Here is a 1,932-nt window from a genome sequence, read left to right as displayed (position 1 = left end):
CGGCCAGGTGTCCGCTGCGGGCGAGTGCGGCGACCGAGGCTGCGCATGCGAGCCCGGTGGCGGTCAGGGCACCCCAGGTCAGCCAGAGGGCGTCGTGCCGTTCGGCGAAGTCCCAGAGGGCTCCGATGAGGAGGTTGCCGAGGGTGATGCCGAGGCCGGAGACGGTGTTGTAGAGGCCGTAGTGGGTGGCGACGAGGTGGTTGCCGGAGAGGGTGACGACGGTGTCCATCTCGAACGGGTAGACCACCGCGCTGCCTGCCGCGAGCAGGACCACGGCCGCCACCAGAGCGGCGAGCACCGCGGCTGTGGCGCCGGGCGGGGTGAGGGCCTGGGGCAGGAAGGCGAGCCCCATGCCGGTCAGCCCGCGGACCAGCGCCTGTCCTGGGCTCCACCGCTGTTTCGCCCAGTCGGTGAGCCTGAGTTGGCCGACGACGGCGACCGCGGCGGAGACGACGAAGAGGCCGCTGGTGGCCCAGGCACCCTTCGGCCCCAGGGCGTTGGAGGCTGCCAGCGGGAGGGCGAGGTAGACCTGGAAGGTCAGGACGTACGAGCCGATCATCGCGGTGGCGAAGAGCAGGAAGGGGCGGTTGGCGACGACCGTGCGCCATTGGTCCAGCACCCCGTCCGCCTCGGCACCGGTGGTCGTGGCCTCGCCGTGGCGTGCGGGCAGGGCGTGCCACTGCAGCAGGGTCAGCGCGGCGAAGATCGCGGCGGCGACCGTGCAGACGAGGCGGAAGTCGGCGGCGAGCAGGGCGAGTCCGACGAGCGGACCGAGGAGCATGCCGGCCTGGTAGTAGACGTTGAAGGTGGCGAAGGCGTCCACGCGCCGCTCGCCCGCCTCGGCGGCCAGGTAGGCGCGGACGGCGGGGTTGAACAGGGCGCCGGCGAAGCCGGTGGCCGCGGAGGCGACGACGAGCGCGGGGAGGCTGTCGACCCAGCCGAGCAGGCCGAAGCCCGCGGTGCGCAGGAGGCAGCCCGCCATGATCGGGGCCTTGTAGCCGAAGCGGTCGGCGAGGGTGCCGCCGATGAGGAACATGCCCTGCTGGGAGAAGTTGCGCACGCCCAGGACGAGCCCGACCGCCCAGGCCGCGAGCCCGAGCCCGCCGGACAGGTGGGCGGCGAGGTAGGGCATGAGCATGTAGAAGGCGAGGTTGATGGCGAACTGGTTGGCCATCAGCAGCCGTACCGCGGGCGGGAAGGAGCGGGTCTGATGCCGCAGGTGCTTCATCGGGCGGCTCCCGCGAGGGCGTGCTCGTCGGCAACCGGTCGGCCGGCGGTGGTGAGGGGGTCGGTGATCCGGGTGCAGCGGGTCCAGCGGGTGACGACCCGGTCGGTGGGGTGGGTGATCTCGTCGGGGTCGTCGGCGGGCAGGTGGCCGAGGAGGCGGTGTTCGCGGCAGTACGTGTCGTCGAAGACGGTGCCGACGTAGCGTTGCGGGCCGTCGGGGAAGACGGCGATGATCCGGTCCTCGGCGGGCAGGGTGCGGGCGAGCCAGCGGGCGACGAGGGCGACGGCGCCGACGCTCCAGCCGCCGGTGGCGTAGTGGTGGCGTGCCAGGCGTCGTGCGGCCCAGACGGCTTCGGGGGCGGCGACCCAGTGCACCTCGTCGAAGAGGTCGTAGGCGACGTTGCGGGGGTGGATGCTGCTGCCCAGGCCGCGCATCAGGCGCGGTGCGGCGGGCTGGCCGAAGATGGTCGAGCCGGTGGTGTCCACGCCCACCACCCGCAGACGGGGGAAGTAGCCGCGCAGGACGGAGGCGGTGCCGGCGGAGTGGCCGCCGGTGCCGACGGAGACGACGAGGGTGTCGATCCGGCCGAGCTGGGCGACGAGTTCGTGGGCGAGCGGGGCGTAGGCGGCCACGTTGTCGGGGTTGTTGTACTGGTCGGGGCACCAGGCGTCCGGGTGGAGGGCGAGGAGTTCCTCGACGCGGTG

At 73.0% G+C, this 1,932-nt stretch carries 2 protein-coding genes; both read right to left on the bottom strand.

The annotated features are described in order from the left end of the window. A partial coding sequence (locus OO68_RS41490) for an MFS transporter (RefSeq protein ID WP_033314684.1) occupies nt 1–1,228 on the bottom strand: 1,228 nt, incomplete at its 3' end. Next, nucleotides 1,225–1,932: pyridoxal-phosphate dependent enzyme (locus OO68_RS41485; protein ID WP_033314683.1), on the bottom strand; the 708-nt coding region annotated here is incomplete at its 5' end. The genes OO68_RS41490 and OO68_RS41485, both read right to left, overlap by 4 nt.

This window comes from Streptomyces iakyrus (assembly GCF_000717055.1).
GTDB lineage: Bacteria > Actinomycetota > Actinomycetes > Streptomycetales > Streptomycetaceae > Streptomyces > Streptomyces iakyrus.
The sequence above is the reverse complement of the archived record's forward strand: the minus strand, read 5'-3'. Positions and strand labels throughout refer to the sequence as shown.